Here is a 16,117-nt window from a genome sequence, read left to right as displayed (position 1 = left end):
TCATTTTGTCGAAAGACGAAGGTGGTCGTCACACACCATTCTTCAATGGCTACCGTCCACAGTTTTACTTCCGTACAACTGACGTAACTGGTGCCTGTGACTTGCCATCAGGTGTAGAAATGGTCATGCCTGGTGACAACATCAAAATGGACGTAACCCTGATTGCACCGATTGCGATGGAAGAAGGTTTGCGTTTCGCTATTCGTGAAGGCGGCCGCACTGTTGGTGCCGGTGTCGTTAGTAAGATCGTCGAATAGTAATTAAGGAATGTATCGGCCAGACGTCTGTCTAAGGCGTCTGGTTGATCAAAAAGGCATATGATAGGCCAGTAGCTCAATTGGCAGAGCGACGGTCTCCAAAACCGTAGGTTGGGGGTTCGATTCCCTCCTGGCCTGCCATTTTGTTCTCCCCACGATGGATGACATAACAAAACAATGGCAGATAACATCAAACTGATAATCGCAGCTGTCTTAATGGTGGCTGCGATTGCTTTGTTTTATACCTATACACAGTATTCAACATTGCTTCGCGTACTGGGATTGCTGGCGGTTGCCGGGGTTTCTGTATTTATTGCATCCCGCACAGCTGTAGGTGCCAACGTTTTGTCTTATTTTGGCGACACACAAGTCGAAGTGAGAAAAGTGGTCTGGCCGACACGTCAGGAAACTTTGCAAACGACACTGGTAGTCATCGTAATGGTGATCATCGTGGCGATTATGCTTTGGGGTGTCGATTCATTACTGGGCTGGGGCGTACGTTCCCTGACTGTCTGAAACAGGGTTTGACATGAGCAAACGGTGGTATGTAATACAAGCTTATTCCGGGTATGAGGCGCAAGTAAAGCGCTCCTTGGAAGAACGCATCAAGCGAATGGGGCTTGAGGAAAAGTTTGGCGATATCCTTGTCCCGACTGAAGAAGTTGTCGAGATGCGTGAAGGGCAAAAACGCAAGAGTGAGCGCAAGTTTTTCCCTGGCTATGTATTGGTCAATATGGAAATGGACGACGAAACCTGGCATGTGGTCAACGATCTGCCTAGAGTTTTGCGTTTTATCGGAGGTACGGGAGACCGACCAGCGCCGATTACTGAAAAAGAAGCCAATCAAATACTTCAGCGAGTTCAAGAAGGTGTTGAAAGCCCTCGTCCGAAGATTTTGTTCGAACCAGGTGAGGTGGTGCGTGTGACCGATGGTCCATTCAACGACTTTACGGGTGTGGTTGAAGAAGTGAATTACGAGAAAAGTCGCCTGCGTGTTGAGGTGGTCATCTTTGGCCGTTCAACACCGGTTGAACTTGAGTTCAGTCAGGTCGCCAAGGGCTAGACTGAGACATTCATCCGGCATTTGTCGGTGTATTAACCGGGGAGCTGAAAAGCGTTTGTACCCATCAGGAGTAAACAATGGCTAAGAAGATTACGGCCTACATCAAGCTGCAAGTAGCAGCTGGTCAGGCAAACCCAAGCCCACCTGTCGGCCCGGCACTGGGTCAGCATGGTGTGAACATCATGGAATTCTGCAAAGCTTTCAATGCTAAAACTCAAAGCATGGAAGCAGGTCTGCCGATTCCTGTGGTGATCTCAGTCTATAACGACAAAAGCTTCACCTTTATTACAAAAACTCCGCCAGCGGCCGTTTTGCTGAAAAAAGCAGCGGGTCTGAAAAGTGGAAGCCCCCGTCCAAATACCGAAAAAGTCGGTACAGTGACACGTGCTCAACTTGAAGAAGTTGCCAAAACAAAAATGCCTGATCTGTCTGCGGCTGATCTGGACGCTGCCGTCAGAACAATTGCTGGCACTGCGCGTAGCATGGGTCTGAATACGGAGGGTGTTGAATAATGGCTGCTTCAGGAAAAAGAAGTCGCGCTATCCGCGAAAAACTGCAAAACGGTAAAGTTTTCGAACTCGACCAAGCGCTGAGCTTTGTCAAAGAAAACGCGTCTGCAAAATTTGTAGAGTCAATTGACGTTGCGATCAACCTCGGTGTTGACCCGCGTAAATCTGATCAGGTTGTGCGTAGCTCAACCGTGCTGCCAAACGGCACAGGCAAAACAGTTCGCGTTGCCGTATTTGCACAAGGTGCCAATGCAGACGCTGCTAAAGAAGCGGGTGCGGACGTAGTTGGATTTGAAGATCTTGCTGAAAGCATCAAGGCTGGAAACATGGACTTCGATGTTGTTATTGCTTCACCTGATGCGATGCGCATTGTAGGTACCCTGGGTCAAGTGCTGGGACCACGTGGTCTGATGCCAAACCCGAAAGTCGGCACAGTGACTCCAAACGTTGCTGAAGCAGTCAAAAACGCCAAATCAGGTCAGGTTCGTTACCGCACTGACAAGGCAGGGATTATTCACTGCGCAATCGGCAATGCTAGTTTTGAAGTTGAAGCTCTGCGTCAGAACCTGATCGCTCTGATTGATGATCTGAACAAGCTGAAACCAAGTTCTGCCAAGGGAACTTACATTAAACGTATTAGTGTCTCCAGCACCATGGGTGCAGGCGTCACAGTAGACAAGGCTTTCCTGGGCTAGTCTTGTCAACCCAATTGGACCGCCCGTCAACAGACGGGTCGTCTAAGACCGCAGGCATTTCGATTTAATAGGTGAAAGCCTGCCTGCGCAGACGGGTTCAGCTACAGAATTTCTGAGGTTGAATGCCGTAATGGTGGGAGAAGATTCTTTTTCTCTCTTGTTAGCAACAATTCACTGCGTTTTTGCAGTGAACCTAAGGAGGTCTTAGGTGGCTTTAAATCTCGAAGGTAAAAAGGCCGTCGTTGCTGAGGTCGCTGAAGTAGCACAAGTGGCGCATTCTGCTGTTGCAGCAGAATACCGTGGCTTGTCAGTTGCCAAAATGACCGAGTTACGTGTTGCTGCGCGCAACCAGAATGTGTATCTGCGTGTTGTCAGAAACACTCTGGCTCGTCGTGCGGTAGAGGGCACTGATTTCGCCTGCATGCAGGAAGGAATGACAGGTCCTCTGGTATACGGATTTTCTATGGAAGATCCGGGTGCTGTGGCACGGGTCATGGCTGACTTTGCAAAAGAAAACAAACAACTTGAAATCAAACTGGTATCTCTGGGTGGGCAGTTACTGCCAGCTTCAGAGCTTGATCGTCTGGCTAAAATGCCAACCAAAGAACAGGCTATCAGCATGTTCATGGGTACGCTCAAAGCACCAATCGAGAAGTTTGTCCGTACTTTGCAGGCGCCAACCAGCAAGATGGTTCGTACGTTCGCGGCTGTTCGCGACGCAAAACAAGCGGCTTAAGCCTAGCGGCCTGAGTACGTAATTTAATTCTGTAAGCTTGAAATAGGAAAAATATCATGGCTGTATCTAAAGACGATATCTTGGAAGCGATTTCCAATATGACTGTTGTTGAGATCGTTGATCTGATCGAAGCAATGGAAGAAAAATTCGGCGTAACTGCTGCAGCGCCTGTTGCTGCTGTTGCTGCTGCAGCTCCAGCTGCCGCTGCTGCTGAAGAGCAAACTGAGTTCAACGTTGTAATGACTAGCTTCGGTGAGAACAAAGTTGGTGTTATCAAAGTTATCCGTGGCATCACCGGTCTTGGCCTGAAAGAAGCCAAAGACATGGTTGAAGGCGTTCCTGCCACTGTTAAAGAAGGTGTTGAGAAAGCTGAAGCTGACGACATCCTCAAGCAACTGCAAGAAGCAGGTGCAACTGCTGAACTTAAGTAAGCTGTATAACCATCGTGGTGAATTTCTAACCACGAAAAAGAAATCGGCTGGTGACTTTGGTCACCGGCCTTTTTCCGTTGCAGGCTGTTTAGTAGTTAATAGCCTATAAAAAACTGACCCCTGCCTGGATTTTGTGATGCCACAAAAAACAGGTCGTTCTTCGAGGTGTAATACATGGCTTATACGTTTACCGAGAAAAAACGGATTCGTAAAGATTTTGGCAAGCGTCCGAGTGTACTCACAGTACCTAACTTGCTGGCCACCCAGGTCAACTCCTACCAGGATTTCCTTCAAATAGATGCACTGGCTGACGAGCGTGCTTCCAAAGGTTTGCATGCTGCATTTGAGTCAGTATTTCCAATCAAAAGCCATACCGGTATGGCTGAGCTGCAGTACGTCAGCTATCGATTGGGGACGCCGTCCTTTGATGTGAAGGAATGCCAGCTGCGTGGTGTCACCTATGCCGCACCTCTGAGAGTTAAAATGCGTCTTGTCATTTACGATAAGGACGCCCCTGCAAAGTCTAAAGTCGTCAAAGACATTAAAGAGCAGGAAGTTTACATGGGAGAAATCCCGCTGATGACGGAGAAAGGTAACTTCGTCATCAATGGTACTGAGCGAGTCATCGTCTCGCAGCTGCATCGTTCACCTGGTGTGTTCTTTGATAGCGATCGCGGTAAAACGCATTCATCAGGAAAAATCCTCTATAACGCACGTGTCATTCCTTACCGTGGTTCATGGCTGGATTTTGAGTTTGATCCAAAAGATGCTGTTTATGTCCGTATCGATCGCAGAAGAAAACTGCCTGCGACGGTATTGCTTCGCGCATTGGATTACTCAAACCAGGAAATCCTGGAGATGTTCTTCGACAATGACGTATTCACACGCAAAGGCGATGATTTCGAGCTTGCGCTTGAACCACAACGCCTGCGTGGACAGTCAGTGCCGTTCGACATTGTCAATCCAGATGGTGAGATCATCGTAGAAGCCGAGCGTCAGATCACCGGCAGACACATCAGACAAATGGAAAAAGCAGGCATGAACAGCCTGTTGGTTCCAGAAACTTACCTGGTTGGTAAGGTTCTGGCTAAAGACATGGTTGATTCACAAACCGGTGAATTACTGGCTGCAGCCAATGACGAAATCACTTCTGACATGCTTGATGCATTCAGACGTTTTGATATTAACGTCATCGAAACCATTTATTCCAATGACCTGGATAACGGTCCATTTATCTCCGACACACTGCGTCTTGACGAGACCCGTAGTCCGCTGGAAGCGAAGATCGAAATTTATCGAATGATGCGTCCGGGCGAGCCACCGACAGAAGATGCGGCTGAGAACCTCTTTACCAGCTTGTTCTTCACACTGGATCGTTACGATCTGTCCAACGTCGGTCGTATGAAGTTCAATCGTCGACTGGGTCGTGAAGAGCTTGATGGCGAAGGCACACTGAGTAAAGACGATATTGTTGCTGTGCTGAGAGAATTAATCTCAATCCGTAATGGTAACGGCGTGGTTGACGATATTGACCACCTTGGCAATCGTCGTGTGCGTAGCGTTGGCGAAATGGCCGAGAATCAGTTCCGCGTCGGTCTGGTGCGTGTTGAACGAGCGGTTCGTGAGCGTCTGAGCATTGCAGAATCTGAAGGCTTGATGCCACAGCAGTTGATCAACGCAAAACCGGTTGCGGCGGCGATTAAAGAGTTCTTCGGTTCAAGTCAATTGTCACAGTTTATGGATCAGAACAATCCATTGTCTGAGGTGACTCACAAACGCCGTGTTTCAGCTTTGGGACCTGGCGGTCTGACTCGTGAGCGTGCTGGCTTTGAAGTGCGTGACGTTCACCCGACACACTATGGCCGTGTTTGCCCAATCGAAACACCTGAAGGTCCAAACATTGGTCTGATTAACTCCCTGGCCTGTTTTGCTCGTACCAATGAATACGGCTTTATCGAAACACCATACCGCAAGGTAGTTGATGGTCAGGCAACAGATGAAATTGTCTATCTGTCAGCAATTGATGAAGGTGAATACCGTATCGCTCAGGCGACCATCAATCTGGATGATAGCGGTCGTATCATGGACGGCATGGTGCCATGCCGCCATCGTAACGAATTTTCGTTGATGCCATCTGAACAAGTTCAGTTCATGGACGTATCGCCTCGTCAGGTTGTATCAGTCGCTGCTTCATTGATTCCATTCCTGGAGCATGACGATGCTAACCGTGCCTTGATGGGTTCGAACATGCAACGTCAAGCGGTACCAACCTTGCGTGCTGAAAAACCGATCGTTGGTACCGGTATGGAGCGTGTGGTTGCTCAGGATTCAGGCGTAATGGTGACTGCGCGTCGTGGTGGTGTGGTTGACTCTGTCGATGCCAGCCGCATCGTTATTCGTGTCAATGACAACGAAACAGAAGGCTCCGAATCAGGTGTTGATATTTACAACCTGATCAAATATGCCCGTTCTAACCAGAGCACAACCATCAATCAACGACCTATCGTTAAGCCGGGTGATTTGATTGCTAAAGGTGATGTACTAGCAGACGGCCCATCAACAGACAAAGGCGAACTGGCACTGGGACAGAATATCCTGGTCGCATTTATGCCTTGGAATGGTTACAACTTCGAAGACTCGATTTTGTTGTCAGAGCGTGTTGTTGAGGAAGATCGTTTCACCACCATTCATATTCAGGAACTGAACTGTCTGGCACGTGATACCAAGCTGGGCACTGAAGAAATCACCAGTGATATCCCGAACGTAAGTGAAGGCGCACTGGCCAAGCTCGATGAGTCCGGTATCGTTTATGTCGGTGCCGAAGTCAAACCAGGCGATATTCTGGTCGGTAAGGTGACACCAAAAGGTGAAACCCAACTGACACCAGAAGAAAAACTGCTGAGAGCTATTTTCGGTGAGAAAGCTGCTGACGTAAAAGACTCTTCGCTGCGTGTTCCATCGGGAACCTACGGCACTGTTGTTGATGTTCAAGTCTTTACTCGTGAAGGCGTGGAAAAAGATGACCGTACCCGTCAGATCGAAAAAGCCGAGCTTGAAAAAGTCTGGGCTGACTTGAAAGATCAAAACCGCATCATGGTGGATGACGTGTTCGCTCGTCTGGAACGTGCTCTGACAGGTAAAGCTGTTGAAAAAGCGCCGGGTCTTGACAAGGGTGGCAAAATCACAAAAAGCTTCCTGAAAGGTCTGGAGCAAGCGAAATGGTTTGAAATCCGCATGGCGGACGATGAATTGAATGTCTTGCTGGAGCAAGCATCCAATCAGATCAAACAATATCGCCAAGATATGGATGAAGCTTTTGAGCTGAAGAAAGAAAAACTGACTTCAGGTCATGATCTGGCGCCTGGCGTTCAGCGCATGGTCAAAGTTTTCCTGGCAGTAAAACGTCGTATCCAACCAGGTGACAAACTGGCGGGTCGTCACGGTAACAAAGGTGTTATTTCCAATATCGTTCCGGTAGAGGATATGCCCTACACCGAAGATGGTCGTCCGGTAGATATCGTCTTGAACCCGTTGGGCGTTCCATCGCGGATGAATATCGGTCAGATCCTTGAAGTGCATCTTGGCTGGGCAGCCAAAGGTCTTGGTTTCAAGATTGAGGAGATGCTCAAGCAGCAAAGAGAAATTGCCGAGCTACGTGATTTCCTCGACAAGATCTACAACACCAGTGGCAAAAAAGAACAGCTGGATTCACTGTCCGATGAGGAAATCATCGAACTTGCAACCAACCTGAAACAAGGTGTGCCAATGGCTTCGCCTGTGTTTGATGGTGCCAAGGAAGAAGAAATCAAGGACATGCTTGAACTGGCTGGTTTGCCAAGAAGTGGTCAGGCTCGTTTGATTGATGGTCGTACCGGTGAATTCTTCCACCGTCCTGTGACCATTGGCTACATGCACATCCTGAAACTCAATCACTTGGTTGATGACAAGATGCACGCCCGTTCAACCGGCCCATACAGTCTGGTCACACAGCAGCCATTGGGCGGTAAGGCACAGTTCGGTGGTCAGCGATTCGGTGAGATGGAGGTTTGGGCACTTCAAGCGTACGGTGCGGCCTACACACTTCAGGAAATGCTGACAGTGAAATCCGATGATGTGAACGGTAGAACCAAGATCTACAAAAACATCGTGGATGGTGATTATCGTATGGACGCAGGCATGCCTGAGTCCTTCAGAGTATTGACGCGTGAGATTCGCTCGCTGGGTATCGATGTCGACCTGGTTGATGACTAGTCTGACCGGTTTTTACAGCGATAATCAAACATTTGCCGTGTGAGCGGCAGCGGAGAATAAAACATGAAAGATTTGCTTAACTTACTGAAGCAACAGACTCAACCTGAAGAGTTTGACGCCATCCGGATCGCCTTGGCGTCGCCAAAAATGGTCAGATCCTGGTCTTTTGGTGAAGTTAAAAAACCGGAAACAATCAACTACCGTACTTTCAAACCAGAACGTGAAGGTTTGTTCTGCTGCAAAATCTTTGGCCCGGTCAAGGATTATGAGTGCCTGTGTGGTAAGTACAAGCGCCTGAAACATCGCGGTGTTATCTGTGAGAAATGTGGTGTTGAAGTGACTGTAGCCAAGGTTCGTCGTGAGCGTATGGGCCATATTGAGCTGGCGAGTCCGGTTGCACACATCTGGTTCCTTAAATCACTACCATCGCGTATCTCGCTGTTCCTGGATATGACACTGCGTGATATCGAACGCGTGCTGTATTTTGAAGCATTCATCGTGGTCGATCCAGGTATGACACCACTGGAAAAAGGCCAGCTGCTTTCTGATGAAATGTATCTGCAAGCGGTAGAAGAATATGGCGATGAATTCGATGCAAGAATGGGTGCCGAGGCTGTACAGCAGCTGCTGAGATCCATTGATATCGTCAAAGAAATTGACACGATTCGTGATGAAATCAATAGCACCAATTCTGAAACCAAAATCAAGAAGCTGAGCAAGCGCTTGAAGTTGATGGAGGCTTTCCTGGAGTCTGGCAACAAACCAGAGTGGATGGTCATGGAAGTCTTGCCGGTCTTGCCACCTGATCTGCGTCCTCTGGTACCACTGGACGGTGGTCGCTTTGCGACATCGGATTTGAACGATCTGTACCGTCGCGTCATTAACCGTAATAACCGTCTCAAGCGCCTGCTGGACCTCAACGCACCAGATATCATCGTGCGTAACGAGAAGCGCATGTTGCAGGAATCTGTAGATGCGCTGCTTGATAACGGCCGCCGTGGACGTGCGATTACCGGCACCAACCGTATGCCGTTGAAATCACTGGCCGATATGATCAAGGGTAAACAAGGTCGTTTCCGTCAAAACCTGCTGGGTAAACGCGTCGACTATTCAGGCCGTTCGGTAATTGTGGTAGGACCTTACCTGAAATTGCATCAGTGCGGTCTGCCGAAAAAAATGGCACTCGAACTGTTCAAACCATTTATCTACGGAAAACTTGAGCATAGCGGTCTTGCAACCACTATCAAAGCTGCCAAAAAAATGGTTGAGCGTGAAGGCCCAGAGGTTTGGGATATCCTTGAAGAAGTCATTCGTGAGCATCCAGTCATGCTTAACCGTGCACCAACGTTGCACAGGCTGGGTATTCAAGCCTTTGAACCACTGTTGATTGAAGGCAAGGCGATTCAGTTGCATCCACTTGTGTGTGCTGCCTACAACGCCGACTTTGACGGTGACCAAATGGCCGTTCACGTACCATTGTCACTGGAAGCACAGTTGGAAGCGCGCTCTTTGATGATGGCAACCAACAACATCCTGTCACCTGCCAATGGTGAGCCAATCATTATTCCTTCACAGGACGTAGTCTTGGGTCTTTACTACATGACCCGTGAGCTGCAAAACGAAAAAGGTGAAGGCAGTCACTATGCGGATATCTCTGAATTACGTCGCGCATACGACAACAAAGCCGTTTCTTTGCATGCCCGTGTGACCGTTCGTATTGACGAAACAGATGTTACTCGCCCAGAGCCGGAACAAAACCGCAGAATTCGGGTTGAAACGACTGTTGGACGTGCAATTCTGTTCAGTATCGTGCCTAAAGGTCTGCCGTTTGCCGTTGTTGATCGCACCATGACCAAGAAAGCAATTGGTGATCTGATCAATACCTGCTACCGCAGATTAGGCCTGAAAGACACCGTTATTTTCGCCGACCAGCTGATGTACCTTGGCTTTGCACAAGCAACCATGTCAGGTGCTTCTGTGGGTGCTGACGATATGGTGATTCCAGTTGCGAAAACTGACATCCTGGCTAAAGCGGAAGCGGAAGTCGAAGAAATTGCTCGTCAATACGCTTCAGGTCTGGTGACCGATGGTGAGCGATACAACAAAATCATCGATATCTGGTCACGTACCAATGATCAGATCGCTAAAGCGATGATGGAAGGCATTGGTAAGGACATCATTACTGACAGCAATGGCAATGAAGTCGAGCAGCAATCGATGAACTCCATCTACATGATGGCGGATTCGGGCGCTCGTGGTAGTGCCGCTCAGATTCGTCAGTTGGCCGGTATGCGTGGCTTGATGGCCAAACCAGATGGTTCGATCATCGAAACACCGATCACGGCGAACTTCCGTGAAGGTCTCGACGTACTCCAGTACTTCATCTCTACTCACGGTGCTCGTAAGGGTCTGGCTGATACCGCATTGAAAACTGCCAACTCAGGTTACCTGACTCGTCGTCTGGTCGACGTATCACAAGACCTTGTAGTTGTTGAAGAAGACTGCGGCACCACCAAAGGTATCAACATGTCACCGATCATTGAAGGTGGTGATGTGGTTGAACCACTTGGTGAGCGCGTGCTTGGCCGTGTGGTTGCCGAAGATGTGCTCAACGCAGCAGGTGAGCTGGTGCTGCCAGCAGGCTTGATGATTGATGAGGCTTCAGTCAGCAAGCTGGAACGTGAAGGTATCGATGAAGTCATGGTTCGCAGTGCAATTACCTGTGAGTCTCGCTACGGGGTATGTAGCGCCTGTTATGGACGTGACTTGGGTCGCGGCCACCGAATCAACGTGGGTGAAGCAGTCGGTGTTATCGCTGCCCAGTCTATCGGTGAACCGGGTACTCAGCTGACCATGCGTACCTTCCACATTGGTGGTGCGGCATCAAGAACCGCTGCAGATAACTCGGTTGTGTTGAAGTTCAAGGGTAATATCCGTTATCACAACATTAAGTCAGTACAAAACAGTGCCGGTAAATTTATCGCGGTATCACGTTCAGGTGAGCTGCACCTGATTGATGAAAACGGTCGTGAGCGGGAACGTTACAAGATCCCATACGGTGCTGAAATTTCAGCTGCAGACAACCAGGCAGTTGAAGCCGGTCAAGTTGTGGCGAACTGGGATCCGCATACTCACCCGGTTGTAACTGAGGTTGCGGGTCGTGTTCAACTGAGTGATCTTGTCGAAGGTGTCACCGTCGACAAACAAGTTGACGAAGTAACGGGTCTGACCAGTTTGATCATTCGTGAACCGAAACAGCGTAGTTCTGCTGCCAAGGATATGCGGCCAATGGTTAAGTTGGTTGATGAAAGTGGCAACGATGTGTTCATCGTTGGTACCGATATCCCTGCGCAATACTTCTTGCCAGGTGGTGCGATTGTACGTGTCACTGATGGCACAACCGTCGGTATCGGTGACATTCTGGCGCGGATTCCTCAGGAAAGCAGTAAGACTCGTGACATCACCGGTGGTTTGCCACGCGTTGCTGACCTGTTCGAAGCGCGTAAACCAAAAGATCCTGCCTTGATGGCAGAAATCAGCGGTACTATTAGCTTTGGCAAGGAAACTAAAGGTAAGCAACGCCTTATCATCACGCCGAAAGAGGGTGAACCACATGAGGAGCTGATTCCGAAGTGGCGTCATGTCTCGGTATTTGAAGGCGAGCACATCGAAAAGGGTGAAATGATCGTTGATGGTCCAGAAGATCCGCATGACATTTTACGTTTGAAAGGTGTCCTGGCGCTGGCCAACTACATGGTCAGTGAGGTACAGGAAGTTTACCGCCTGCAAGGCGTAAAAATTAACGATAAGCACATTGAGGTTATCGTTAGACAAATGCTGCGTAAGGTAGAAATTGATGCGCCAGGTGATACCCGCTTCCTGAAAGGTGAGCAGGTAGAGTTCGACCGAGTCCTGGAAGCCAACGATGAAATGCGCGCGAAAGAGAAAGCAGAAGCACTCTACACACCGCTGTTGTTGGGTATTACCAAAGCATCATTGGCAACTGAGTCGTTTATCTCTGCCGCATCGTTCCAGGAAACTACGCGCGTACTGACTGATGCTGCGGTCACAGGCAAGCGTGACAATCTGCGTGGTTTGAAAGAGAACGTAATCGTAGGCCGCTTGATTCCGGCAGGAACAGGCTTGGCTTACCACAAGGAGCGTCAACGCAAGCGTCTTGAGTCTGCATCAGCGGTGACACCTGTTGCTGAAACAATTACTGATGTAATTGAAAACAGTGAGGAATCTGTCAACGAGGCCGGCTAAAAGGCCTTGACGAAGAACTTTACAACCATGTAAAATTCCTCTTCTTTGTCGGGCTCCCACTTGGGCGCCCGATTTTTACTGGTAAAGTGGTTGGTTCAAGGCCGCTGAATACCGTACCTAGAAATATGTGTGGGACTATTTAATGGCAACAATTAATCAGCTGGTTCGTAAACCACGTTTACGCCAGAAGAAAAAGAACAACGTACCTGCATTGCAAGCCTGTCCACAGAGACGTGGCGTATGCACACGTGTTTATACAACAACGCCAAAAAAACCAAACTCTGCGATGCGTAAAGTTGCTCGTGTACGTTTGACCAATGGCTTCGAAGTGACTTCATACATCGGTGGTGAAGGCCATAACCTGCAAGAGCACAGCGTGGTTCTGATTCGCGGTGGTCGTGTAAAAGATTTGCCTGGTGTTCGTTATCACACAGTTCGTGGCGCGCTTGATACTTCAGGTGTTGCTGCTCGTCGTCAAGGCCGTTCTAAATACGGTGCTAAGCGACCTAAAGGCTAATAGACGCCCTAGCGTCCAACGAATATAGTTAGGAAACAGAAATGCCAAGAAGAAGAGTTGTCGCCAAACGTGAAGTTTTGCCAGATCCGAAGTTTAACAACATTGGCCTTGCCAAGTTTGTAAACGTCATCATGAAAGATGGTAAAAAGTCTGTTGCAGAAAAGATCACCTACGGTGCCCTTGACAGTGTTGCTGAGAGCAAAGGCGCAAATGGTCTGGATATTTTCCAGAAAGCTATCGAAAACATCAGCCCGATGGTAGAAGTTAAATCTCGTCGTGTTGGTGGTGCCACATACCAGGTGCCTGTTGAAGTTCGTCCTGAACGTCGCGTTGCTCTGGCAATGAGATGGCTGGTTGACGCTGCTCGCAAACGTGGTGAAAAATCCATGGGCATGAGACTGGCTGGTGAACTGTCAGACGCCTATGAAGGCAAAGGCACTGCCGTCAAGAAGAAAGAAGATACACACCGCATGGCTGAAGCTAACAAGGCGTTCTCGCACTTCCGCTTCTAAAGTATATGTAGTACCGCTTGCCTGGCCCTGTCAGGCAAGCTTTTTTGTTCTTTAACATTGTTGATTTTTAAGAGTACCAGCTGTGGCACGTTCGACACCTATTAATCGATACCGGAATATCGGCATTATGGCGCATATCGACGCGGGTAAAACCACGACGACTGAGCGCGTGCTGTTTTACACCGGCATATCGCACAAGATCGGTGAAGTGCACGATGGCGCAGCGACTATGGACTGGATGGAACAAGAGCAGGAACGTGGTATTACCATCACTTCTGCGGCGACCACCTGCTTCTGGTCTGGTATGGATCAACAATTTCCTCAACACCGTATTAACATCATTGACACCCCTGGTCACGTTGACTTCACAATTGAAGTAGAACGTTCCTTGAGAGTGCTTGATGGCGCTGTAGCAGTCTTCTGTGCTGTCGGCGGCGTCGAGCCCCAATCCGAAACGGTATGGCGTCAAGCCAACAAATATCACGTACCACGCCTCGCTTTTGTCAACAAAATGGACAGACAAGGTGCAGATTTTTTGCGCGTTGTAGGACAAATCAAGGATCGTCTCGGCGCACGCCCTGTTGTGATGCAGCTACCCATCGGTTCTGAAGACACCTTCTCAGGCGTGGTCGATCTAGTCAGAATGCAAGCGATCTACTGGAATGCGGATGATATGGGTGCCACGTATGAGGCAACCGAGATCCCGGCAGACATGCTCGAGCTGTGTCAGCAATATCACGAACAGCTGGTAGAGGCTGCTGCTGAAGCCAATGAAGAACTGATGAATCAATACCTCGAAACAGGCGAACTGACATCAGAACAGATCAAATCTGGCATTCGCCAGCAAGCAATTAGTACAGAGATTGTGCCTGCCTTTTGTGGTTCAGCATTTAAGAACAAAGGTGTACAGGCGGTGCTCGATGCTGTGGTTGAGTATTTACCCTCACCAACGGAAGTCCCTGCCATCAAAGGTCTGGTCGATGTCGATAACAACGTGCTCGAAACACGCGAGGCAGACGACGATCAACCCTTCGCTGCACTGGCGTTCAAAATTGCCACGGATTCATTTGTCGGCAGCCTGACATTTTTCCGGGTCTATTCTGGTGTACTCAAGTCAGGCGATGCGGTGTTCAATCCAGTCAAAGGCAAAAAAGAACGTATTGGCCGCCTGGTGCAAATGCATGCCAACAGCCGTGAAGAGATTTCAGAAGTGCGTGCTGGTGATATCGCTGCCGCCATTGGCCTGAAAGACACCACTACCGGCGACACACTGTGTGATCCAGCAGCGCTTATCACGCTTGAAAAAATGGATTTTCCAGATCCGGTTATCTCAGTTGCAATTGAGCCGCGTACAAAAGCCGACCAAGAGAAAATGAGCGTCGCGCTTGGCAAGCTTGCTAAAGAAGATCCATCGTTCAGAGTCAGTACTGACGAGGAGTCTGCACAAACGATTATTGCCGGGATGGGCGAACTTCATCTGGACATCATCATCGACCGAATGAAACGTGAGTTCGGTGTTGATGCCAATGTCGGTGCGCCACAGGTTGCTTATCGTGAAACCATTCGCAAAACTGTCGAAGCCGAAGGCAAGTTTGTGCGCCAAAGTGGTGGTCGTGGTCAATATGGTCATGTTTGGTTAAGAATCGAACCACTCCCCGCAGGTAGCGGCTACGCCTTTGAAAATGCCACAGTCGGCGGTTCGGTACCAAAAGAATATATTTCATCTGTAGATAAGGGTGTACAAGAGCAGATGAAAAATGGTGTAATAGCCGGCTACCCTGTGGAAGATGTCAAGGTAACGCTGTTCGACGGCTCATACCATGATGTTGATTCCAACGAGATGGCTTTCAAGGTGGCAGGTTCCATGGGTTTCAGAAATGGTGCCCTGGAAGCAAATCCCGCGTTGTTGGAGCCGATCATGAAGATCGAAGTCGTGACGCCGGAAGATTACATGGGTGATGTCATGGGTGATTTGAATCGCCGCCGTGGCCTTGTAAACGGAATGGATGACGCACCCAGCGGCAAGATTATTAAGGCAGAAGTGCCTCTGGCAGAAATGTTTGGTTACGCGACAGATTTGCGTTCTGCAACACAGGGGCGAGCAACCTACTCAATGGAGTTTGCTCGCTACAGTGAAATACCAACCAACGTTGCAGAAGCGATCATTAACAAGTCTAGATAAAACACAGTTAACTTTGAGGTAGACGAGAATGTCCAAGGAAAAATTTGAAAGAACGAAACCCCACGTCAACGTGGGCACCATTGGTCACGTTGACCATGGTAAAACCACATTGACAGCGGCGATTACCAAAGTAATGGCAGAGCTTCAAGGTGGTACGTTCAAGGATTACGCGGATATTGATAACGCACCAGAAGAAAGAGAGCGTGGCATTACCATTTCTACAGCACACGTAGAATACGAAACTGCCAACCGCCACTATGCCCACGTTGACTGCCCAGGCCATGCTGACTATGTCAAAAACATGATCACCGGTGCAGCACAAATGGACGGTGCAATTCTGGTAGTCAACGCAGCTGACGGTCCGATGCCACAAACCCGTGAGCACATTCTGCTGTCACGTCAGGTAGGCGTTCCTTACATCGTCGTGTTCCTGAACAAAGCGGACATGGTTGACGATGCTGAACTGATTGAACTGGTCGAGATGGAAGTACGTGAGTTGCTGGACAGCTATGACTTCCCAGGTGACGACACGCCAATCATCGTTGGTAGCGCACTGAAAGCCCTGGAAGGTGACACCAGCGAAATTGGTGTGCCATCTATCATGCGTCTGACCGAAGCGATGGACAGCTACTTCCCAGAACCAGAGCGTGCGATTGATGGCGCGTTCCTGATGCCGATTGAAGACGTATTCTCAATCT

At 49.1% G+C, this 16,117-nt stretch carries 13 protein-coding genes and 1 tRNA gene; all 14 read left to right on the top strand.

The features are described 5' to 3' along the window. Nucleotides 1-257 (top strand): EF-Tu C-terminal domain-related protein (locus MPL1_RS05205; protein WP_040576903.1); only part of this gene is annotated, 257 nt, incomplete at its 5' end. Nucleotides 258-322: 65 nt separating this feature from the next. Beyond that, a tRNA-Trp gene (locus tag MPL1_RS05200) sits at nucleotides 323-398 on the top strand. A gap of 36 nt (nucleotides 399-434) precedes the next feature. Next, nucleotides 435-773, top strand: a complete 339-nt coding sequence (secE, locus tag MPL1_RS05195; protein WP_009726075.1) for a preprotein translocase subunit SecE — start codon at nucleotides 435-437, stop codon at nucleotides 771-773. 13 nt (nucleotides 774-786) lie between these two features. After that, a complete protein-coding gene (gene nusG, locus MPL1_RS05190) occupies nucleotides 787-1,320 on the top strand; it encodes a transcription termination/antitermination protein NusG (RefSeq protein WP_040576902.1) in 534 nt (177 codons plus the stop codon). Nucleotides 1,321-1,397: 77 nt separating this feature from the next. After that, on the top strand, nucleotides 1,398-1,832 hold the full coding sequence (rplK, locus tag MPL1_RS05185; protein WP_009726073.1) for a 50S ribosomal protein L11: 435 nt from the start codon (nucleotides 1,398-1,400) through the stop codon (nucleotides 1,830-1,832). Continuing rightward, nucleotides 1,832-2,524: a 50S ribosomal protein L1 gene (gene rplA, locus MPL1_RS05180; RefSeq protein ID WP_009726072.1), complete on the top strand. Its 693-nt coding sequence runs from the start codon at nucleotides 1,832-1,834 to the stop codon at nucleotides 2,522-2,524. Before rplK ends, rplA begins: the two co-directional genes overlap by 1 nt. Nucleotides 2,525-2,732: 208 nt before the next feature. Further along, the gene (rplJ, locus tag MPL1_RS05175; protein ID WP_009726071.1) at nucleotides 2,733-3,260 is read left to right on the top strand and encodes a 50S ribosomal protein L10; all 528 of its coding nucleotides are present in this window, start codon (nucleotides 2,733-2,735) and stop codon (nucleotides 3,258-3,260) included. A gap of 56 nt (nucleotides 3,261-3,316) precedes the next feature. Then, on the top strand, nucleotides 3,317-3,691 hold the full coding sequence (gene rplL / locus MPL1_RS05170; protein WP_009726070.1) for a 50S ribosomal protein L7/L12: 375 nt from the start codon (nucleotides 3,317-3,319) through the stop codon (nucleotides 3,689-3,691). Between the two features lie 174 nt (nucleotides 3,692-3,865). Further along, nucleotides 3,866-7,942 (top strand): DNA-directed RNA polymerase subunit beta, encoded by a 4,077-nt coding sequence (rpoB, locus tag MPL1_RS05165; RefSeq protein ID WP_009726069.1) that lies wholly within the window; start codon nucleotides 3,866-3,868, stop codon nucleotides 7,940-7,942. 63 nt (nucleotides 7,943-8,005) lie between these two features. Then, nucleotides 8,006-12,208 carry a DNA-directed RNA polymerase subunit beta' gene (rpoC, locus tag MPL1_RS05160; RefSeq protein ID WP_009726068.1) on the top strand — a complete coding sequence of 1,401 codons (4,203 nt, stop codon included), beginning with the start codon at nucleotides 8,006-8,008 and terminating at the stop codon, nucleotides 12,206-12,208. 142 nt (nucleotides 12,209-12,350) lie between these two features. Next, entirely contained in the window at nucleotides 12,351-12,725 is a 375-nt protein-coding gene (rpsL, locus tag MPL1_RS05155; RefSeq protein ID WP_009726067.1) for a 30S ribosomal protein S12, read from the top strand. A 41-nt stretch (nucleotides 12,726-12,766) separates the two neighbouring features. Next, nucleotides 12,767-13,237 (top strand): 30S ribosomal protein S7, encoded by a 471-nt coding sequence (gene rpsG / locus MPL1_RS05150; RefSeq protein WP_009726066.1) that lies wholly within the window; start codon nucleotides 12,767-12,769, stop codon nucleotides 13,235-13,237. A gap of 82 nt (nucleotides 13,238-13,319) precedes the next feature. Continuing rightward, complete coding sequence (gene fusA, locus MPL1_RS05145) at nucleotides 13,320-15,419, top strand: elongation factor G (RefSeq protein ID WP_009726065.1); 2,100 nt, start codon at nucleotides 13,320-13,322, stop codon at nucleotides 15,417-15,419. A gap of 28 nt (nucleotides 15,420-15,447) precedes the next feature. After that, a partial coding sequence (locus MPL1_RS05140) for a GTP-binding protein (protein WP_009726064.1) occupies nucleotides 15,448-16,117 on the top strand: 670 nt, incomplete at its 3' end.

The sequence above is a fragment of the Methylophaga lonarensis MPL genome, assembly GCF_000349205.1.
Classification (GTDB): Bacteria; Pseudomonadota; Gammaproteobacteria; order Nitrosococcales; family Methylophagaceae; genus Methylophaga; species Methylophaga lonarensis.
Note: the sequence above shows the minus strand (reverse complement) of the source record. Positions and strands in the feature narration are given on the sequence as shown.

Coding starts and splice junctions, on each gene's coding strand:
- rplA (WP_009726072.1), top strand. CDS start 1,832: ATGGCTGCTTCAGGAAAAAGAAGTCGCGCTATCCGCGAAAAACTGCAA.
- rpsG (WP_009726066.1), top strand. CDS start 12,767: ATGCCAAGAAGAAGAGTTGTCGCCAAACGTGAAGTTTTGCCAGATCCG.
- rplK (WP_009726073.1), top strand. CDS start 1,398: ATGGCTAAGAAGATTACGGCCTACATCAAGCTGCAAGTAGCAGCTGGT.
- nusG (WP_040576902.1), top strand. CDS start 787: ATGAGCAAACGGTGGTATGTAATACAAGCTTATTCCGGGTATGAGGCG.
- rpoC (WP_009726068.1), top strand. CDS start 8,006: ATGAAAGATTTGCTTAACTTACTGAAGCAACAGACTCAACCTGAAGAG.
- secE (WP_009726075.1), top strand. CDS start 435: ATGGCAGATAACATCAAACTGATAATCGCAGCTGTCTTAATGGTGGCT.
- rpsL (WP_009726067.1), top strand. CDS start 12,351: ATGGCAACAATTAATCAGCTGGTTCGTAAACCACGTTTACGCCAGAAG.
- rplL (WP_009726070.1), top strand. CDS start 3,317: ATGGCTGTATCTAAAGACGATATCTTGGAAGCGATTTCCAATATGACT.
- rpoB (WP_009726069.1), top strand. CDS start 3,866: ATGGCTTATACGTTTACCGAGAAAAAACGGATTCGTAAAGATTTTGGC.